Annotated in this window: 15 protein-coding genes; 7 read left to right on the forward strand and 8 right to left on the reverse strand. The window is 64.2% G+C overall.

Translation table 11 applies throughout. The annotated features are described in order from the left end of the window. Positions 1–2 precede the first annotated feature (2 nt). Both DK366_RS20165 and DK366_RS20170 read right to left on the reverse strand, forming a co-directional pair. Entirely contained in the window at positions 3–764 is a 762-nt protein-coding gene (locus DK366_RS20165) for a hypothetical protein (RefSeq protein WP_109127355.1), read from the reverse strand. Positions 765–837: 73 nt separating this feature from the next. Then, entirely contained in the window at positions 838–2,880 is a 2,043-nt protein-coding gene (locus DK366_RS20170; protein ID WP_157956634.1) for an amidohydrolase family protein, read from the reverse strand. A gap of 157 nt (positions 2,881–3,037) precedes the next feature. Between DK366_RS20170 and DK366_RS21320 the strand changes: the two genes are divergently transcribed. Both DK366_RS21320 and DK366_RS20185 read left to right on the forward strand, forming a co-directional pair. Next, positions 3,038–4,165 (forward strand): FAD-dependent monooxygenase, encoded by a 1,128-nt coding sequence (locus DK366_RS21320; RefSeq protein WP_157956635.1) that lies wholly within the window; start codon positions 3,038–3,040, stop codon positions 4,163–4,165. 144 nt (positions 4,166–4,309) lie between these two features. Beyond that, positions 4,310–4,678, forward strand: coding sequence for a hypothetical protein (locus tag DK366_RS20185; RefSeq protein ID WP_109127358.1), 369 nt, complete (start codon positions 4,310–4,312; stop codon positions 4,676–4,678). A 27-nt stretch (positions 4,679–4,705) separates the two neighbouring features. On the opposite strand, the gene DK366_RS20190 is transcribed toward DK366_RS20185, so the two are convergent. Together DK366_RS20190 and DK366_RS20195 are read right to left on the reverse strand one after the other, a co-directional pair. Then, positions 4,706–5,458: a glutathione S-transferase family protein gene (locus DK366_RS20190; RefSeq protein WP_109127359.1), complete on the reverse strand. Its 753-nt coding sequence runs from the start codon at positions 5,456–5,458 to the stop codon at positions 4,706–4,708. A gap of 62 nt (positions 5,459–5,520) precedes the next feature. Next, positions 5,521–5,937 (reverse strand): acyl-CoA thioesterase, encoded by a 417-nt coding sequence (locus DK366_RS20195; RefSeq protein ID WP_109127360.1) that lies wholly within the window; start codon positions 5,935–5,937, stop codon positions 5,521–5,523. A gap of 61 nt (positions 5,938–5,998) precedes the next feature. On the opposite strand from DK366_RS20195, the gene DK366_RS20200 reads away from it, so the two are divergent. The 3 genes from DK366_RS20200 to DK366_RS20210 all read left to right on the forward strand — a co-directional run bounded on the left by DK366_RS20200 (position 5,999) and on the right by DK366_RS20210 (position 9,195). Continuing rightward, entirely contained in the window at positions 5,999–6,352 is a 354-nt protein-coding gene (locus DK366_RS20200; RefSeq protein ID WP_109127361.1) for an SMR family transporter, read from the forward strand. Further along, positions 6,342–6,674 (forward strand): multidrug/spermidine efflux SMR transporter subunit MdtI, encoded by a 333-nt coding sequence (gene mdtI, locus DK366_RS20205; RefSeq protein ID WP_109127362.1) that lies wholly within the window; start codon positions 6,342–6,344, stop codon positions 6,672–6,674. Before DK366_RS20200 ends, mdtI begins: the two co-directional genes overlap by 11 nt. Before the next feature lie 184 nt (positions 6,675–6,858). Further along, positions 6,859–9,195: a S9 family peptidase gene (locus tag DK366_RS20210; RefSeq protein WP_109127363.1), complete on the forward strand. Its 2,337-nt coding sequence runs from the start codon at positions 6,859–6,861 to the stop codon at positions 9,193–9,195. A gap of 1,115 nt (positions 9,196–10,310) precedes the next feature. Here DK366_RS20210 and DK366_RS20215 read toward each other — a convergent pair. The 4 genes from DK366_RS20215 to DK366_RS20230 all read right to left on the reverse strand — a co-directional run bounded on the left by DK366_RS20215 (position 10,311) and on the right by DK366_RS20230 (position 15,340). Next, positions 10,311–11,522 carry an FtsX-like permease family protein gene (locus tag DK366_RS20215; protein ID WP_109127364.1) on the reverse strand — a complete coding sequence of 404 codons (1,212 nt, stop codon included), beginning with the start codon at positions 11,520–11,522 and terminating at the stop codon, positions 10,311–10,313. Between the two features lie 8 nt (positions 11,523–11,530). Next, complete coding sequence (locus DK366_RS20220) at positions 11,531–12,832, reverse strand: ABC transporter permease (protein WP_109127365.1); 1,302 nt, start codon at positions 12,830–12,832, stop codon at positions 11,531–11,533. Between the two features lie 128 nt (positions 12,833–12,960). Continuing rightward, on the reverse strand, positions 12,961–14,952 hold the full coding sequence (locus DK366_RS21750; RefSeq protein WP_109127366.1) for a M56 family metallopeptidase: 1,992 nt from the start codon (positions 14,950–14,952) through the stop codon (positions 12,961–12,963). A gap of 1 nt (position 14,953) precedes the next feature. Further along, on the reverse strand, positions 14,954–15,340 hold the full coding sequence (locus DK366_RS20230) for a BlaI/MecI/CopY family transcriptional regulator (protein ID WP_109127367.1): 387 nt from the start codon (positions 15,338–15,340) through the stop codon (positions 14,954–14,956). 350 nt (positions 15,341–15,690) lie between these two features. On the opposite strand from DK366_RS20230, the gene DK366_RS20235 reads away from it, so the two are divergent. Both DK366_RS20235 and DK366_RS20240 read left to right on the forward strand, forming a co-directional pair. Then, positions 15,691–15,888: a hypothetical protein gene (locus DK366_RS20235; protein WP_109127368.1), complete on the forward strand. Its 198-nt coding sequence runs from the start codon at positions 15,691–15,693 to the stop codon at positions 15,886–15,888. 5 nt (positions 15,889–15,893) lie between these two features. Next, positions 15,894–16,760, forward strand: a complete 867-nt coding sequence (locus DK366_RS20240; protein ID WP_109127369.1) for an SPFH domain-containing protein — start codon at positions 15,894–15,896, stop codon at positions 16,758–16,760. The last annotated feature ends 302 nt before the right edge of the window (positions 16,761–17,062 follow it).

Genomic DNA, 17,062 nt, shown 5'->3' on the forward strand with positions numbered 1-17,062 from the left:
CATCACTGGCCCATCAGGTCCAGGGCCTCGCGCATCGGTGCCAGGGACACCTTCACGATGCCGGTGAGTGGCGTGTCCATTTCCAGGATGACGAAGATCGCGCCCGATGCAGACAGTGCGCACAGCAGGAAGAAAAACAGCACGGTGTGATTGCGCGGCGCGAAAAGACCGAACGTGCCGAAGATGACGCAAAGCCACAGGGTCAGCACCAGCAGAAGTGTCTTCGGAATGGTGCCGCTTTTCTGCATGAGTGCCAGCCAGCGCGCGGTGAACACTTCGTCGGAGATTTTCAGTGCACGGTGTCGCAGCTGGCGTTGCAGCGGTGTGGTGGGAGAAAGCGCGACCAGCCCGCTCTGGAAATCACTGAGCATGCGCAACACCGTGGGGCTGTCGAGCGTGTCGATGCGTTCGCGCTCGTTCGAGGAAAGCATGCCTAGCCAGTTGGCGTAGTTCCGCTTGAGCTGGTCTCGCAGCGGCTGCGCCTCGGGTCCGTACTGCGCCAGCGCGCGGTCGAGGCGAAGCACGTTCACCGCGTTGCGTTCCAGGTCGCCATCCACGGCGTCGTATGAACTCTTGGCCGACGAAATCAACAGGCCAAGAACGAGCGCGGCGATGGTGGCGATAAGACCGGCGGCAAGCTTGATGGACGAGGCCGAATCGTCATCCAAGTGGTGATCGGGCAGGCGCGTGCGCGCATACATGCCCAGCAGCGCGCAGCCGAACACGCTGGCGAAGATGAGCAGGAAGATCAGCAGGTGCGCCATGGCCCGTCCCCCGGGGATGGAGCCTGTTCCCCGTCCCCCGACGGCGAACAGGCCCTGGTCGCACAACGTTACCTCATTCCTCCCACGCCGGACGCCTGCTGATGCCGCCTTCCGAACGCAGGGCACTGGCGTCCATCAGCTTGCCGTCCATCATCACCACCTCGGTGTGGCGCAGGTCGCCGATGTTCACCGCCGGGTTGCCGTCGACCAGTACCAGGTCGGCTGCCTTGCCCGTGGCGATGCTGCCGGTGTGTGCATCCACGCCCACCAGGTGCGCGGTGTCGATGGTGGCGCTGGCGAGCGCTTCGGCGTTGGTGAAGCCCGCCTGCACGTAGAGTTCCAGTTCGCGCACCAGCTCCAGGCCCGAGCCGTCAGTGCCGGCCACGATGGGAACACCGGCCTTGTGCATGGCGCCCACCAGGGCCTGCAACTTGGCGAAGCTGGCGCGGTAGTCGGCGCGCGTCAGGTCCTTCGGCACGGTGAAGCCACCCTGGCGGAAACCGCGTTCCACGGCGGGCGGCAAGGTGCCGACGAACGGCGCGTACGACGGCGAGAGATCGCCGTTCTCCGGCACGTACAGGCTCTCGGCGATCACCAGCGTGGGATCGGAAGTGATGTGCTTCTGCGCCATCTCGGCGATCAGCGACTTCATCGGTTCCTTGTCCAGGTCCACGTTGCGCGCATAGCGGCCCGGACCTTCGAAGCGGCCCATACCGTTGGACGACTTCACCACGTCATCGGGCATCGCCTGCATCATCACGAAATAGATGTGGGTGATTTCGTCGTAGCCATCGTCGATGGCTTCCTTCGGACGCATGCCGGCAGGCAGGTGACCGTGCACGTGCAGGCCGTCCTTGTGCGCTTCGGCGGCGGTGGCCTTCACCCAGTCGGGGTTGAACGTGCCGTAGATCTTGATCGCCTTGAAGCCGTCGGCCTTGGCCTTGTCGGTCAGCTTGATGGCTTCGTCCTGGGAGGTGGCGACTGTGGCGACCTGCGCGGTGTTCGGACCCTTGCCGTCGATCAGCATGGACGGATACACGTGCGGTGCCAGCAACTCGCCTTTCGCACGGCGCTGCGCGCGTGAAAGCGTCTGCGTGTTGTCGTTGCCGGGATCACGCACCGAAGTGATGCCGAGCGACAACAGCAGCGGGCCGGCTGCATCGTCGGGTACGTGCTGATGCGAGTCCCACAGGCCTGGCACAAGCGTCTTGCCCTTGCCGTCGATGACTTGTGCACCGGCCGGTACCTTCACCGACGACGCATCGCCTATCGCCGTGATCACCCCCTTGTCCACCACCACCGTCTGGCTTTCCACAAAGCGTGAGCCATCCACGAAGGCGCGCACGTTGGTGAAGGCGACGGGGCCGGCGGGTGTCTGTTCCAGCTTGGAAACAATGGACTTGGCGTGCTGCGCCAAGGCGGCGGTCTGCGCCTTCTCCAGCGCGGGCAGCGCGGATTCGTAACCTTCCGGCAACCACGCCAGCCCGTAGATGAAACCGAAGAAGTGACCCTTCGCATCCATCCAGATCGGCACCGGCGTGTTGTTGATGCCGGTGATCGCCCAGGCGGTGACCTCCTGCTTCTTCGCGCCTTCTCCCACCGTCATGGACGTGAGCTTTTCCGCATGCGCCTTGCCGCCGGGCAGCAGGGCGAGCGTCTTGTCCGGCGTGGCGAGCAGCTTCTCCACCATGTCGGCGCTGAGGTCCACCGGACCACCGAAGGCCGAGTACTCCGCAGGGCCGGTATAGGGTGCCGAGCCCGCGTCCACCGGGCTTTTCCAGCTGGCCGTGCCGTCCTTGATGGTGAAGGTCTCGCCCGCATCCCCGTTGGGCGTGTGGCCGCGGATCACCACGTTCTTCAGCATGCCGTCGCTGCCCAGCGTGGCGCTGCTGTCCACCTCGGTCACCATGCCGCGCAGCAGCAGGCTGTCGCGGCCCATGCGGGTGCCATCGGCAGTGACCCAGCGCGCCGAGGTGCCGTGCTTGCCGGCAGTGGAGAGGATGGAAAAACGCTGCGCATTGGCCGGCGGCGTAGCCAGCGATTCGGCGGAGGTAGGTGTGTCGGCGAGGCAGGGCAGCGCCAGGCAAAGAGCGAACGCGACGAACGGGGCACGCATAGGGAAAGCCTCCGATGGGTTCGCGGCGGAGTATGGCCGCACGGAAGGCGCCGCCATAGTGCTGGGAGGGGGTGTCTGATGGGCTAGACGCGCTTTGACGCGGGCACGACGCCGGTTGGTTGCAGACTCTGTGGGTTCCGGTTTCCCAGGGGTAGCCATGACGACATCGAACCCGGATGTGCTGATCGTCGGTGCCGGTCCCACCGGGCTGGCCGCCGCGTTGTTTCTCACGCAGCGCCATGTGCCGGTGCGCATCATCGACACGGCGGCCCAGGCTGCCACCACGTCCAAGGCGCTGGCGGTGAACAGCCGGACGCTTGAGGTGCTGCGAAGCACCGGCGTATCCGACCGGATCGTGGCGGAGGGCTGGGCGGTACGCGGCGGCACGCTGCACGAGGACGGGCGCGATGTCCTCGCCTTCGATCTGCCACCGGCAACAGACGCCACCCAGGCCATGACCGTGCTGCCGCAGGCGCACACGGAAGCGTTGCTGACGAAGGCACTGGCAGCGAACGGGGTGACTGTGGATCGCGGCGTCAGCTTCCAGGCCCTGTCGCAGGACCTGGCCGAAGTGATCGCCACCCTGCAGCACGCCGACGGGCGTAGCGAACAGGTCACCACCCGACTGGTGTTCGGTGCCGATGGTGCACACAGCACCGTGCGTCACGCGTTGAAGCTGGATTTCGCGGGCAGCAGCCTGCCGGAACCGTGGCTGCTGTGGGACGTGGTGATGGACACCTCACTCGATGCCTATCGCGCGCACGTCCTGTTCGAGCGGGATGGTTTCATCTTCGTGCTGCGGCTGGGCGACAACGTATGGCGCGTGATCGGCAACACGCACGACCCGCTGGGCACGCTGCGACGCTATGGCAGCCTCGGGGATATCTCGTGGGAATCGCAGTTCCACATTGGCCACCGCGTGGCATCGCAGGCGGGCATGGGTCGCGTGTCGCTCGGTGGCGATGCGGCGCACATACATTCGCCCATCGGTGCGCGCGGCATGAACCTGGGCATCGAAGATGCCTACGTCTATGCCGATTGCGCCGCCGATGCACTGGCGGGTGACATGGGTCGCATGAACGATTACGCCGAGCTGCGCCACGCCGTGCACAAGGCCGTTGTACGTCGCATCGGCGCCATGACGCGACTCGTGCATGGCCGGCCGTCGTGGCTGCGCTGGGTGCGCGACGAGGTGGTGCCCGTTGCCGGTCATCTCGCTTTTACCCGTCAACTGATGATGCGTACCGTCGGTGGTCTTGATCACGCGTTGAAGACGCGACCTTAAGCAACCAGGCGGCACCCTCAAGTCCTCAGGGATTTGGCCGATAACCGGCCAAGCGCGTCATCCGTCCAAGCATCGGCGCGCTGTTTTGCCGTGGCCTTCTGGGCAGCGGCGTTGTCGTACCGCCCGATGGGATGTCTCGCCCGCATGAATGCACACAAGCCGCAAGTGAAGGGAAACCGCGTGGACTGGAATGATCCGCGCCTGCAGGCATTGCTGCGCAAATCCGAGAACTGGAAGCTGGACAACCGCGGCACGTACAGCCCCAAGGACGTGCAGATTCACCTGGGCTGGGGCGCCAACACGGGTCGCCCGGCCATCCTGGTGTGGGAACGCGACCAGGTCATGATGCTGGAGACCCGGTTCGCCATTCCGCTGGGTGAACCCGTGCGCGTGGACGAGCCGCAGGGCGAAAAGCTGCGCAGCGTGTGGGGCCTGGTGGTGGAAGGCCGCGAGGGCTTTCGCGCCGAAGACCGCGCCAACGGCATCCACCTGCACTGGTTGCATCTGCGCTGAGCCGCGGCGGACCCGTGCCGCCAGTCGTTACTCAATGCGCGCGACACCCTTGCGCGGCGTATCGGTTCCCATGGTCCACGGTGTGAGCGGCGCACCGGCTGCTTGAAGTGCGGCGCGCTGTTCGGTAATCGGCAGCCGCAACACCAGATCTTCCCAGTGCGCCAGTCGCTGGAAGGCGGGCAGTGATTGCGTGCGCTCGATCAGCGCCGCCAGGCGCGGCCATCGATCGGCATCCGCCGCATAGCGCACGAAAGAGGCCGTGCGAAAGTACGAGGCGATGCTGATGTCGGCGATGGACAGCTCACCAAACGCGAAACCTTCCTCGGGCAACTGGGCTTCCAGATAGTCGAGCGCCGCGGGTATTTCCACCTCGCGTGCACGCTGCACGACTTCCTCGTCGGTTTCCTCGCGGAAAATGTGGCGCCGGATGGCCTTCTGGTAGAACAGCTTCCACACCAGCACGCTGGCCAGGTGCGTATCGCAGTACTCCTCCAGCCAGCGCGCCTTGGCGCGTTGCAGGATGTCGGCGGGATACAGCGCGGGCGCAGGGAAGCGATCTTCCAGGTACTGGCAGATCACCGAGGAATCGTTGAGCACCGTGTCGCCCTCGATCAGGATCGGGATGCGACGCAGCGGGCTCAGTGCCGTGAAGCGGTCATCGCCAATGAAGGGCGTGATCGGATCGATGTCGTATGCCAGCCCCTTGAGGTCCATGCACACCAGCACTTTGCGCACGTAGGGCGAAATGTAATTGCCGACGATGGTGAAGCGAGGTGACATGGTGAAGCCTCCGACGCGGGTTTGTCGCTGCGCGTTGTTCCGGCGCGCAGCACGGCGTTGCCTTATTCGCTGGCGACCGGCAGCGGCGGCACCGTGGCAGGCGAGCCGTTGGAATCGAGCGCGACCATCACGAAGCGGCCGGTGGTGCACACGCGGCGATCCCCGGTGAGCGGATCTTCGGCGGTCAATTCCACTTCCACCGTCATCGAGCTGTGCCCCACCTGCACGATGCGCGCGACCAGCTCGGCGAGCTGGCCCTTGCGCACGGGTACGCGGAAATTCACTTCTTCCGATCGCGCGGTGACCACGGTGCGGCGTGCATGGCGCGACGCCACGATGAAGGCGGCCTTGTCCATCCAGGCCAGCGCCTGGCCGCCAAACAGCGTGCCCAGGTGATTGGTGTGATCGGGAAACACCATCTCCAGCATGCGGGCTTCAGGCAGCGAGGAGAGGGCAGGGGCGATGTCGGGTGGGGTCATGGCGTGATCGGGGAAGGCACGAGTAGGATTGGAGTGGAAGCGTACGCACAAGGAGCACCGCATGCGTTACTGGCTTTTCATGGCAGCCGCTATTGTCACCGAAGTGGCCGGCACGTTGGCGATGAAATTCGGCACCTACCACGGTTCGCGCACGGCAGGCATGGCCGTGATGTACGTGATGCTGGTGCTGTCCTACACCTGCCTCGCCATGGCGGTGAAGCGCATACCGCTGGCCGTGGCCTACGGTGCCTGGGAAAGCCTGGGGCTGGTGCTCATCACGCTGTGCAGTGCCTGGCTGTTCGCCGAAGACCTGCGGCCGGTGAAGCTGGTCGCCATCGCGCTGATCATCGCCGGCATCGTGTTGCTGGAGCGTGGCACGGACGAAGCACCGCAGGAGCGCGAACATGCTTCCTGAGTTCGAGCCGATCCATCTGCTGTATCTCGCCATCGCGATCGTGCTGGAGATCGCCGCCAACGTGCTGATGAAGCAATCACACGGCTTTGCGTACAAGCGACCCGCCGTCGCCGCTATTGCCTGCGCGCTGGCGGCATTCACGGCACTCAGCTATGCCATCGACGGCATCCAGTTGTCCGTGGCCTACGGCATCTGGGGTGGCGTGGGCCTGGTGGCCACCACGGTGTTGGGAATCACGCTGTTTGGTGAGCGCCTGCGCCGCTCCGGCTGGATGGGGCTGGGATTGATCACCCTGGGCGTGTGCCTGCTGAAATTCGCCTGAGCAACGCCTTTCTCCCTCTCCCCTCCGGGGAGAGGGCCGGGGTGAGGGGCCAACTGCCTCCAGTCGTTGAGGCTGCCATAAGCCTCAGCACCGCATGGCACCCAACTCCATCATCGGTAACACTTGGCAACCAACGCAGGCCGCCCACCCGCACCTGCATACCGTGGTAGCCAGGGGTCTAAACATGACATCGAAAACACGCAGCGCGCGCCTCGCCGGCGCAATAGCGCTGAGCTTCCTTTCCTTCGGCACAGCGGCGCAGGGTCGCACACTGACGAACGACGACTACGCCCAGGCGGAACGCTTCGTCGGTTACAACGTCACCCCGCTGGTGGATCACGCGGTGCAGACGGTGAACTGGCTGGACGACACGCACTTCTGGTATCGCGACCACGATGCCAGCGGCGATCACTATGTGAGTTACGACGCCACCACTGGAAAGACCGAGCCACTGTTCGACCACGCGCGCCTCGCCGCAGCGCTGGGCAAGGTCACGGGCAAGCCGGTGAATGCAACGAAGCTCGGCATCACGTCGTTTGCCACCACGCAGGATGGCCACCTCGACGTGAACCTGCGCGGCAAGCACTACCTGTGCGATGCCAAGGGCAACATCACCTGCACGGCGGGCCGCGACGAGAACGCGGAGGGCACCGGCAACGAGCCCGTGGTGCTGTCGCCCGACAAGCGCACGGAAGCGTTCGTGCGCAACTGGAATCTCTGGGTGCGCGACGTCGCCACCGGCAAGGAAACCGAACTCACCCTGGACGGTGTGGAGAACTACGGCTACGCCACGGACAACGCCGGCTGGAAACACACCAACAAGGCCATCCTTGTGTGGTCGCCGGATTCCAAGCGCATCGCCACGTTCCAGCAGGACCAGCGCAAGACGGGCGACATGGTGCTGGTGGGCACCAATGTCGGCCATCCCAAAGTGGAGAAGTGGAAATATCCGCTGGTGGGCGACAAGGACGTAACGATGATCGAGCGCGTCATCGTCGACGTGGATGCGCGCAAGGTACTGCGCCTGAAGATGGAGCCGGATCAGCATCGCTCCACCTTGTGCGACGACATCAGCTGCGGCCGCGATGGCGGCTGGGACGATGTGCAGTGGGCACCGGATGCTTCATCGCTCGCCTTCGTGTCGTCCTCGCGCGATCACAAGCAGGCGTGGTTCCGCGTGGCCGACATCCACACCGGCGACGTGCGTACGGTATTCAATGAAACCGTGCCGACGTATTACGAAAGCGGCAACGGCAAGGTGAACTGGCAGTACCTGCCGGCCAGCCACGAAGTGGTGTGGTTCAGCGAGCGCAACAACTGGGGCAACCTGTACCTGTACGACCTGGACAGCGGCAAGCTCAAGCACGCCATCACCACCGGCGAAGGCAACGTCACCGAAGTGCTGAAGCTCGATGCGGCATCGCGCACGCTGTGGTTCCGTGGGGTTGGTCGCGAGAAGGGCATCGATCCGTATTACCAGCAGTTCTACAAGGTGAGCCTGGACGGCGGCGCGCCGACCTTGCTTTCCCCCGAGCCGGCAGACCACGCCGTGACGCTGTCGCCGGATGGACGTCTATTCGCGGACGCCTACTCCACGCCAACCACACCTTCCACCACCGTGCTGCGCAACTCCCAGGATGGCCGCGTGGTGAGCAACATCGCCAAGGCCGACATTTCGCGTCTGCTTGCCAGTGGCTGGAAGGCACCCGAGCCGTTCACGGTGAAGGGGCGTGACGGCAAGACCGATCTGTACGGCCTCATGTTCAAGCCGACGCATTTCGACCCGTCGAAGACTTACCCCGTCGTCGACTACGTGTATCCAGGCCCGCAGACCGGCTCCGTGGGTTCGCGCAGCTTCAACCCGGCACGCGTGGACCATCAGGCCTTGGCCGAACTGGGCTTCATCGTGGTCGCCATCGACGGCATGGGCACGCCGTGGCGTTCCAAGGCATTCCACGATGCGTACTACGGCAACATTGGCGACAACACCATGCCCGATCAGGTGGCGGGCCTGAAGGAACTCGGCAAGCGCCATGCATGGATGGACATGAATCGTATCGGCATCTGGGGCCACTCCGGCGGCGGCAACGCCACCGTGACCGCCATGTTCCGTTACGCGGATGTCTTCAAGGTGGGTATTGCCGAGAGCGGCAACCACGACAACCGCAACTACGAAGACGACTGGGCGGAGAAGTGGCAGGGTCTGCTCACGACCGACAAGGACGGCAAGAGCAACTACGACGACCAGGCGAACCAGAATCATGCCGCCGGCCTCAAGGGCCACCTGATGCTGGCGCACGGCACCATGGACGACAACGTGCCGCCTTACGAAACGCTGCTGGTGGTGGATGCGTTGATCAAGGCCAACAAGGATTTCGACCTCGTCATGATTCCGAACGCACATCATGCATATGGAGCGGCGGCGAATTACATGATGCGTAGGCGGTGGGATTACTTTGTGCGGAATCTCGCGGGGTATGTGGCGCCGCGGGAGTATGAGATGAAGCCGCCGAAGGATTGAGGCTGCGCGTTAGTATGAAGACCGCGCGTAGCTTCTGCTCCCTCTCCCTTTCGGGGAGAGGGTTGGGGTGAGGGGTGGGTGCTCGCGATGCCGTTTCTACCCCTCACCGTCATCCCAGCGAAGGCTGGGATCCAGTGACTTTGTTTTTGGCTCTATCGCTCGGTTGAAACGCCTCCGCGATCTGGCACGCCTGCCGCGGGCTTCCGACCTCCTGCCGGAGGCCGGGTCACTTTCTCTTGCTTGCCCAAGAGAAAGTAACCAAAGAGAAGGGCACCCCCACTTGGCGCTGTCTGGGCTACGCCCAGCCAGTCCGTGAGGGGTGGCCGGGCTTTTCGACCGGGCTCCTGCCCGGACGAAAAGTGCCTGGCGTCCTGCCAGGCACCCCTGCGGGGCCTGCTCGTCCACCCCTCACCGCCGCACAGGGGGCCCAGGATCAAGAGCGGAGCGTACGGCTCGTGCAGCTGCGCTGCACATCGCGTTGTGGGCAGGTCGCTGTGCTCCTGCCTTCATAGCGATGACGGTTAGGAAGAGTGAGGCTAGGTTGGCCCCTCACCCCAACCCTCTCCCCGGAGGGGAGAGGGAGCCAAAGCGGCGGTTGCGCAATGCCGCGTCGCAACGGAGCCCATTGCCACTACGGTCGGAAAGCGAAGCGCGTCTCTTGAATTGACCCTGCGGTCGGAAAGCAGGGCGAGGGCTTTGTCACACCACAGTGGTCGGGAAGCGTAGCGTTCGCTTTGATCCATCGCAGTGGTCGGGAAGCGTAGCGACCACCTGCTTTAAGCCCTCTTGGCATCGGCGCGTTGCGAAGCGCAATGAGGTACCCGCTGTGTCTCGGCGAAGGTTGCCAAGTGCCAACGCACCTCAACCGTTCGGGCTTATCCCGTCGCAATGCTACGAGCCTTGGCTCTGAAGGCCATTTTCTTTGGGTTACTTTTCTTTTGGGCCAGCAAAAGAAAAGTGACTCGAGCGTCGGCAGACGATCGAAACGCCCCCGCGGCGCGAGCGGCCAGATCGCGGCAGCGCTCGAAGAGGCGAACGATCAAACCAAAAAAAGAAGCAATATCACTGGATAACCAGTCCTTCGGCCTCCCCCAAAGAGCAAAGAACCACCAAACCTACCCCCGCGTCGCCACCACCGGCGGCACCGTACTCGCCCGCAACGCAGGCCCCAACACCGCCATCTGCCCCAGCAGGCACAAAGCCCCCGCAGCCATCGGCGCATAGAACCAGGGCAATCGCTGCAATGCGTAGTGATCCATCAGCAATACATTGAGCGCGTAGGCCAGCACGATGCCCAGCATCACGCCGCCGCCCATGATCACCAGGTTCTCGGTCTGGAAATAGCGAAGGATGTCCTGGCGCGTTGCGCCCACGGCGCGCCGTATGCCAATGGATCGTTGGCGCTGTTGCACCCAGAAGCTGGCCAGTCCGGCGATACCGGCAGCAGTCACCAGCAGCAGGCCCAATGCTGCGGCGAGCAATAGCGAAATCATCGTACGGTCGCGGCGAAAGTAGTCGTCGCGCATTTGCGAGAACGTCTGCGGCTTTCGTAGCACGCGATTGGTATCGAGTGCGGCGAGCACGCGCTGTGCGTCCTTGAGCACGCGTTCGCGATCCCGTGGCGAGGAACGCATCACGTAGATGATGTCCGTCGCATCGGGAAGCATCGGGAACAGCGTGACGAAGCCTGCCGATTCCGATTCGTCCAGGGTGGGGCGCAACAGCGCATCCACCACGCCCACGATGCGCACGGGACCTTCACCGGGATAGATCACCTTGCCCAGCGGGTCCTGGCCGGGAAAGAGTTTGGTCGCCAGTGCGCGGGTGATGATGGTGGATGCGACGTGGTTGAGGCCAATCGAGTCGTGCGGGGCATCGAGGGGAATGTATTCGTCGGGCTGGAAGGCGCGGCCCGCCACCAGGCGAAGACCCAGCGTGTGCATGGCGCTGGGCGTGCCGCTGTACGCCGTGGCGCTGGTGATCGACGGGCCATCGGGAACCAGCGGGATGCCGTTGCTCCAGTTGTTGCCGCTGAAGGGCAGGGAATCCACGGCGGCCACGGACGTCACGCCGGGAATGGCGCGCAGTGCGGCGAGATCGGCATCGTGCTTGGCCAGCTGGTTGGCTGATTCATCCACGCTGATGCTCTGGATCATGGTCAGCTCGTTCTCGCTTACCCCGCTGGCGAGATTCATCTGCGCAAGGCGATGGCCGACGATGGATGCCACGTTGCAGACGATGGCGCAGGTGAACGCGACTTGCAGTACGAGCAGGCCAACGGTCAGCTTGTGGCGTGACAGGCTGGCGAGCATGGGTGAGTGCGACATGACGGGCCTCATTGCGTCTTCAATTGCAGGGCGGGAGGAATGCGGCAAGCACGCCATGCGGGCAGCAACCCCGCAGCGACGCTGGCAACCATGGCAAGCGCAAACGTTCCCAGCAGCATGCTCGGGTCCATTTGAGCCAGTTGTGCGTAGCCATCGGGTCGCTGGCGAACGCTCCACAAGCCAAGGAAGGCGATGCACAAGCCAAGTGCGCCGCCTGCGAATCCGATCACGCACGCTTCGACACCGAGCTGCAGGAAGATGTCCCATCGCCGTGCACCCAGCGCGCGGCGCACGCTGATCTCGCCGCCACGCCGCAGGAAAGTTGCCAGCAGCAGACCGACCACGTTGAGCATGCATACGCCAAGGAAGCCCAGTGACAACGACAGCTGCAGGCGCAGATCGTCCGGAATGGCGTGCTGGTGCTCAAGCCATGACATCAAGGGATACAGCTGAGGCTGCGCGGGTCGCCGCATGCGACCGTGCGACTGCTGGTCACGCCAATAGTCAGCCAGATACTGCCGATAGGCGGCGGCTTTCGACGTGCTGTCCAGTTGCACCCAGTACTGCAGCCATACGCAGTGATTGCTGGTGCGCGCGTCACCGTCGCCATCCCAGCAGGACATGCGCCCGTTGAAATCCATGCCCAGGCCCTGGGCCGTCTGCAGCGGCAGGAAGAATTCGTCCGGCTTGCCGAACGCGCGTCCGTTGATCTGCGCATAGAACTGCGGCTGCGGATGCCAGTTGGCGAGTACGCCGATCACGCGGAAATCGGTGTTCTTCAGGCGCACCGTTTTTCCGATGGGCGACGCCTCGCCGAACAGTTTGCGGGCGAGATCGGTGTTGAGCACCACCACGCGTGCGCGGTTGCCATCGTCGTCGCGCGTCCAGCCGCCGCCGGAGGCGAAGGGCACGTCGAACATGGCAAAGAAATCCGACGTGACATATCGGCCTGTTTCATAGAACGGCAGTGCGCCCCCCTGCATGGGACGCACGGGCACGGCGCCACCGGACATGGCCGTCTGTCGGTCCGCGCGGTTGGCGCGGAGCAGGTTCATTGCGTCTGGCCAGGTGAAGTCGCCGTTGGGTTCGGCTGATTCGCCGCGCTCACGTTCCAGCGGACGAACGTCGATCACGGGCGCATAGAGATGATCGCTGCGACCGGGCAGCGGGTCGCCCGACAAGACATGAAAGATGGTGATCATGGTCATGCTGGCCCCGATGCCGAGACCGATCACCAGCACCATCAGCGCAGCCAGCGCCTTGCTTCGGCGGAGGCTGCTGATGGCCGTGGTGGCGTAGTAACCAAGCATGTCGGCTCCTTGTGCGTTTCTGTAGCGGGCGAACGCAGGCAAGCGTTGCCCGTCACCCCGGCAGGTGCCGGGGCGTGTTGCGTGTGATGTGCGGGGTGAGCGTGGCGGCATGCGCCGCCACGTCGGGTTCAGCGGTTGCTGATGGGCTGCGCAACACCCTTGGCGAGGGCTTCGTCCAGTAGGTGGCTCATCTGCTTCACCGCGTCACTGGATGCCGCTTCCTGGCGATGGCTGAGCTCTCGCTGCTTTTCGCTCAGCTGCCGCTGTTCTTCCGAAAGCCTGCGTTGCTCGAGTTGAAGCGACTTCTGCTCCAGCGCGATTTCGGCGCGTTCGGCAGCAAACGAGGCGCGTTCGCCCTGGCCACTCAATAGCGTGGGTTGCTGCGCTTCACGTTCGGCAAGCGCCGCTTCGCGTTCGCCGATGCTGGCCAGGCGCTGACCCAGTGCGGCCTCCCGGGCACCAATGCCGCTTTCCTCGCCGCTGATGCGACCTTCTTCGCCCGACAGTTCACCCTGCTGCTCGGACAGTTGGGTGGTCGCGGCATAAGCGGCGCGAGCACGAGCCACATAGGCCTGATCGCGGATCACGTAGGCGTTGTTGTCGCGGCGGAACATCACCAGTGGCTGGGATTCGCCGCGCAGGCGCTTGGCCTGTGCCAGGTCTTCCTTGCTGCCGTTGACGATGACCGAGTCCTTGGAGAGCAACGCGAACCCGTACTGGATGTCGGTGCTGCGGGTGGAGACATCGATGTCGTTGGCGATGAAGCCCGACATGTCCGAGTCGTGCGGCGGCGGAGGTGGTGGCGGTGGCGGAGCGGGTACCGCAGGCGTCGGCGGGAGGGGCTGCGGTGCCTTCGGTGCGGGCGGCGCTGGCGGCGCGGGTACAGCAGGCACGGCCTTTGCGCTGGGGGTGGCGTGCATGGCGGGCATCGCTGGCATGGGAGGCGGGACAGACATGCCAGTCGGTTGCTGTGCGGGCTGCACGGGCGCCGCAGGCGGTGTCGGCGGCGTGGGTGCAATGGTCCATGTCGACGACGTCGACGATGCAGCTGCCGGCGCATCGGCCTTCGCTTCGGTCACGCGATAGGGCAGTACGCCGATGGCGGCGACCAACACCACCAGCAGCGCGCTGCGAAGACGCGACGTGGTGCCCTGGTCGCTGAGCTGCAGCATGGTCAGTCGACGCTTCAGGTTGTGGAACGTGGGCGATGCACCGGCAAGGCCCGCATGCAGCGGATGGGCCACGCCCAATCGCAACAACAGGCGACCGTAGTCCTGCGGTGCGGCGTCATGTTGCTGCACCACTTGCGCATCGCACGCCGCTTCGCGGTTCAACGCGTACTCGCGCATCGCCCACGACACCATCGGGTGAAAGAAGAACAGCCGTTGCGCGATGCCGGGAATCCATCCCATCCACAAATCACCGCGATGCAGATGCGTCAACTCGTGGGCCAGCGCCAGCGCGGATTCATCGGACGACAGGTTCTGATCGGCGGGAAGCAGTACCACCGGGCGCCACACGCCACTGACCTGCGGCGAACGAATGGCATCGGAGACGCGCAGGGAGGGGCAGCGCCGCAGTCCCAGAGCGCGGGCCTGTTCAACACACACGGCCTGCAGCGCGGCATCGTCCAGCGGGCGCGACGCGCGCACTACCGAGCGTGCTTCACGCCAGTGACGCCAGGTGGCGATGGACTGCACGATCACGCCTGCCAGCCATAGCGCGAACAGTGCGGACCACCAGCGACTCCACGACGATGCTTCGGTGGCGGCAGGTGCGCTGACGGGTTCGATCGTCACGCCCGCACTTTCACTGGACGTGCTTCTGCCCTGGCCAAAACCGACAATCTGATGTTCGGCCGGCGCCACCGTGTTGGATGCGACGAAGGTCGTTCGTGCAGGCGCGGGCGTGAGCAGCGGAATCGACACCGGCGTTGGCAGCAGCAGGCCAAGCAGCAGCTGCACGCCGAGCAGCCACCAGAGCAGCGAACGCGTGGCGGCAGAAAGCCGCGGCAGATGCCGGTTGAGCAGCCACACGGCGCCGACCAGCAGCGCCGCTTGCAACGACGTCCACGCAAGCCGGCCAACGACTTCCTGTGCGAGGGGAGCGAGGGCGCTCATGTCAGGTCTCCTTGCGGCGCGACTGCAGTTGATGCACGAGTGCTTCGAGTTCGGCCAGTTCACGGTCGCTGACGTCCGAGCGTTCGGACATCCAGGCGACGAAGGGCGATACCGAACCGCTGAGTGTCTTCTCCACGAACTGGCCCACGGCGCTGCGCATGACTTCGCCAGGGCCCGTGGCCGGGCTGTAGCGATACATGCCGTCGACCTGCTTGCGACGCAGGTACGACTTGCCGCGCAAGCGTTCCATCATGGTCAGCACGGTGGAGCGCGCGAGGCCGCGCGGCTCACCGAAACCCGATGCCACCTCACCCACCGAAGCGTTGTTGTGTTCGGCGATGTACTGCAGGAGCGCCAGCTCCTGGTCGCCGATGCTTGGCTTGCCCATGGTCCAGATCCTTGTGACTACAACTGTAGTCAAACTACGCCGTGACTACAGTTGTAGTCAATAGGCCGGAAGGGTGTCGATTGCGTCAGCGCTGACTTGTTGCAACGCACCAAAATCGGAGTAGAGTGCGCGCCGTCCTCATCCAACGGCGCGCCTGGAGTGCGCTCACATGAAGGCCCACACGCTACCCATGGCTGACCCGATCCCTCCCGCACGGCGACTTCTTCCGCCCACGGGTTAGCCACTCGCTTTTGTCCTGTCCGCTTCCAGTGGTGGCATTCGTGCCACTGGTGGTTTGCGCAAATGGACGTCCAAACGGCGGTCGCCGTTTCACTCGCTTGGGGAAAACCATGAAGACGCTTGTCGACTGGCTGGCGCGACGGCTATGGCCGTTCGTGTTCTGCCTGGTGCTGTATGTCGGAGTCATCGGACCGGAACTCATCTCGGCCGCCAGTACGGCGGCAGTCGTTGTCGGCCTGGTGTTGCTGACGCTGCTGTTGGCTTGGGGCGCCCTGCTGTTGCGCCGCGGTTTCCATCACAAGGACTGATCACCATGAAACGCATGACGAAATTGACGCTGTCGCTTTGCACCGTGTTGCTGGCCGCCTGTTCCAAGGTGCCGGCGGGCAACGTCGGCGTGAAGTTCCAGATGTACGGCGACGACAAGGGCTCGCTGCAGGAACTGCCGCCCGGCCGCTACTGGGTGGGCTGGGGCTACGAGCTGTACACGTTCCCCACGTTCACGCAGACCTACACCTTCACGCGTTCCACGTCCGAAGGCCGCCCGACCGATGAGTCCATCAGCTTCCAGACGGCCCAAGGCCTGACGGTGAATGCGGACGTGGGCATCACGTACCACATCGACCCGTCGAAGGTAACGCTGATCTTCCAGAAGTACCGCAAGGGCATCGACGAAATCACGGACGTCTATTTGCGCAACATGATCCGCGACGCACTGGTCAAGGAGGCCGCCAGCCTGGACATCGAATCCGTCTACGGCAAGGGCAAGGCCAACCTGATCGAGGCGGTGCAGAAGGACGTGAGCGACGAGGTGGGTGCCGTGGGCATCGATGTCGAAAAAATCTACTGGATCGGAGAGCTGCGCCTGCCCGAGAACGTGGTGCAGTCGATCAACGCCAAGATCCAGGCCACGCAGATGGCCGAGCAACGCCAGAACGAAGTGGCACAGGCGAGGGCCGAAGCGGAAAAGGTGGAAGCTGAAGCACAGGGACGTGCACAGGCCCAGATCACGATTGCCGAGGCGGAAGCCAAGGCCATCGAGCTGAAGGGTGAAGCGCTACGCGCGAATCCCAACATCGTGCAGATGTCGGCGATCGAGAAGTGGGATGGGCATTTGCCGACTTACGCGGGGAGTTCGGCGTTGCCGTTCGTGAGTCTGGGTAGCGTGCAGGCGAAGTGAGTGATGGGGTGGGGCGAAGATGGATCTTCGCCTCATCTTTTTCTCCCTCTCCCCTTCGGGGAGAGGGTTGGGGGTGAGTCCCGAAAAGGGGATAAAGGTCGGGTGCTTGCGATACCGTTCCAATCCCTCACCGCCATCCTCGCGATGCCGCAGCTACCCCTCACCGTCATTCCCGCGCCGACGCCCCTATCCCTCACCGTCATTCCCGCGCCGACGCCCCTATCCTTCACCGTCATTCCCGCGAAGGCGGGAGGCGCTTTTCAACGGCCGAAGGGCCGGTCATCCAGTGTCTTAGGTGTTGG

The organism is Dyella sp. C11 (assembly GCF_003121485.1).
Classification (GTDB): domain Bacteria; phylum Pseudomonadota; class Gammaproteobacteria; order Xanthomonadales; family Rhodanobacteraceae; genus Dyella.

Excerpts from the sequence above, each read along its gene's own strand:
- DK366_RS20165 (WP_109127355.1), bottom strand. The coding sequence starts at position 764 with ATGGCGCACCTGCTGATCTTCCTGCTCATCTTCGCCAGCGTGTTCGGC.
- DK366_RS20170 (WP_157956634.1), bottom strand. The coding sequence starts at position 2,880 with ATGCGTGCCCCGTTCGTCGCGTTCGCTCTTTGCCTGGCGCTGCCCTGC.
- DK366_RS21320 (WP_157956635.1), top strand. The coding sequence starts at position 3,038 with ATGACGACATCGAACCCGGATGTGCTGATCGTCGGTGCCGGTCCCACC.
- DK366_RS20185 (WP_109127358.1), top strand. The coding sequence starts at position 4,310 with ATGAATGCACACAAGCCGCAAGTGAAGGGAAACCGCGTGGACTGGAAT.
- DK366_RS20190 (WP_109127359.1), bottom strand. The coding sequence starts at position 5,458 with ATGTCACCTCGCTTCACCATCGTCGGCAATTACATTTCGCCCTACGTG.
- DK366_RS20195 (WP_109127360.1), bottom strand. The coding sequence starts at position 5,937 with ATGACCCCACCCGACATCGCCCCTGCCCTCTCCTCGCTGCCTGAAGCC.
- DK366_RS20200 (WP_109127361.1), top strand. The coding sequence starts at position 5,999 with ATGCGTTACTGGCTTTTCATGGCAGCCGCTATTGTCACCGAAGTGGCC.
- mdtI (WP_109127362.1), top strand. The coding sequence starts at position 6,342 with ATGCTTCCTGAGTTCGAGCCGATCCATCTGCTGTATCTCGCCATCGCG.
- DK366_RS20210 (WP_109127363.1), top strand. The coding sequence starts at position 6,859 with ATGACATCGAAAACACGCAGCGCGCGCCTCGCCGGCGCAATAGCGCTG.
- DK366_RS20215 (WP_109127364.1), bottom strand. The coding sequence starts at position 11,522 with ATGTCGCACTCACCCATGCTCGCCAGCCTGTCACGCCACAAGCTGACC.
- DK366_RS20220 (WP_109127365.1), bottom strand. The coding sequence starts at position 12,832 with ATGCTTGGTTACTACGCCACCACGGCCATCAGCAGCCTCCGCCGAAGC.
- DK366_RS21750 (WP_109127366.1), bottom strand. The coding sequence starts at position 14,952 with ATGAGCGCCCTCGCTCCCCTCGCACAGGAAGTCGTTGGCCGGCTTGCG.
- DK366_RS20230 (WP_109127367.1), bottom strand. The coding sequence starts at position 15,340 with ATGGGCAAGCCAAGCATCGGCGACCAGGAGCTGGCGCTCCTGCAGTAC.
- DK366_RS20235 (WP_109127368.1), top strand. The coding sequence starts at position 15,691 with ATGAAGACGCTTGTCGACTGGCTGGCGCGACGGCTATGGCCGTTCGTG.
- DK366_RS20240 (WP_109127369.1), top strand. The coding sequence starts at position 15,894 with ATGAAACGCATGACGAAATTGACGCTGTCGCTTTGCACCGTGTTGCTG.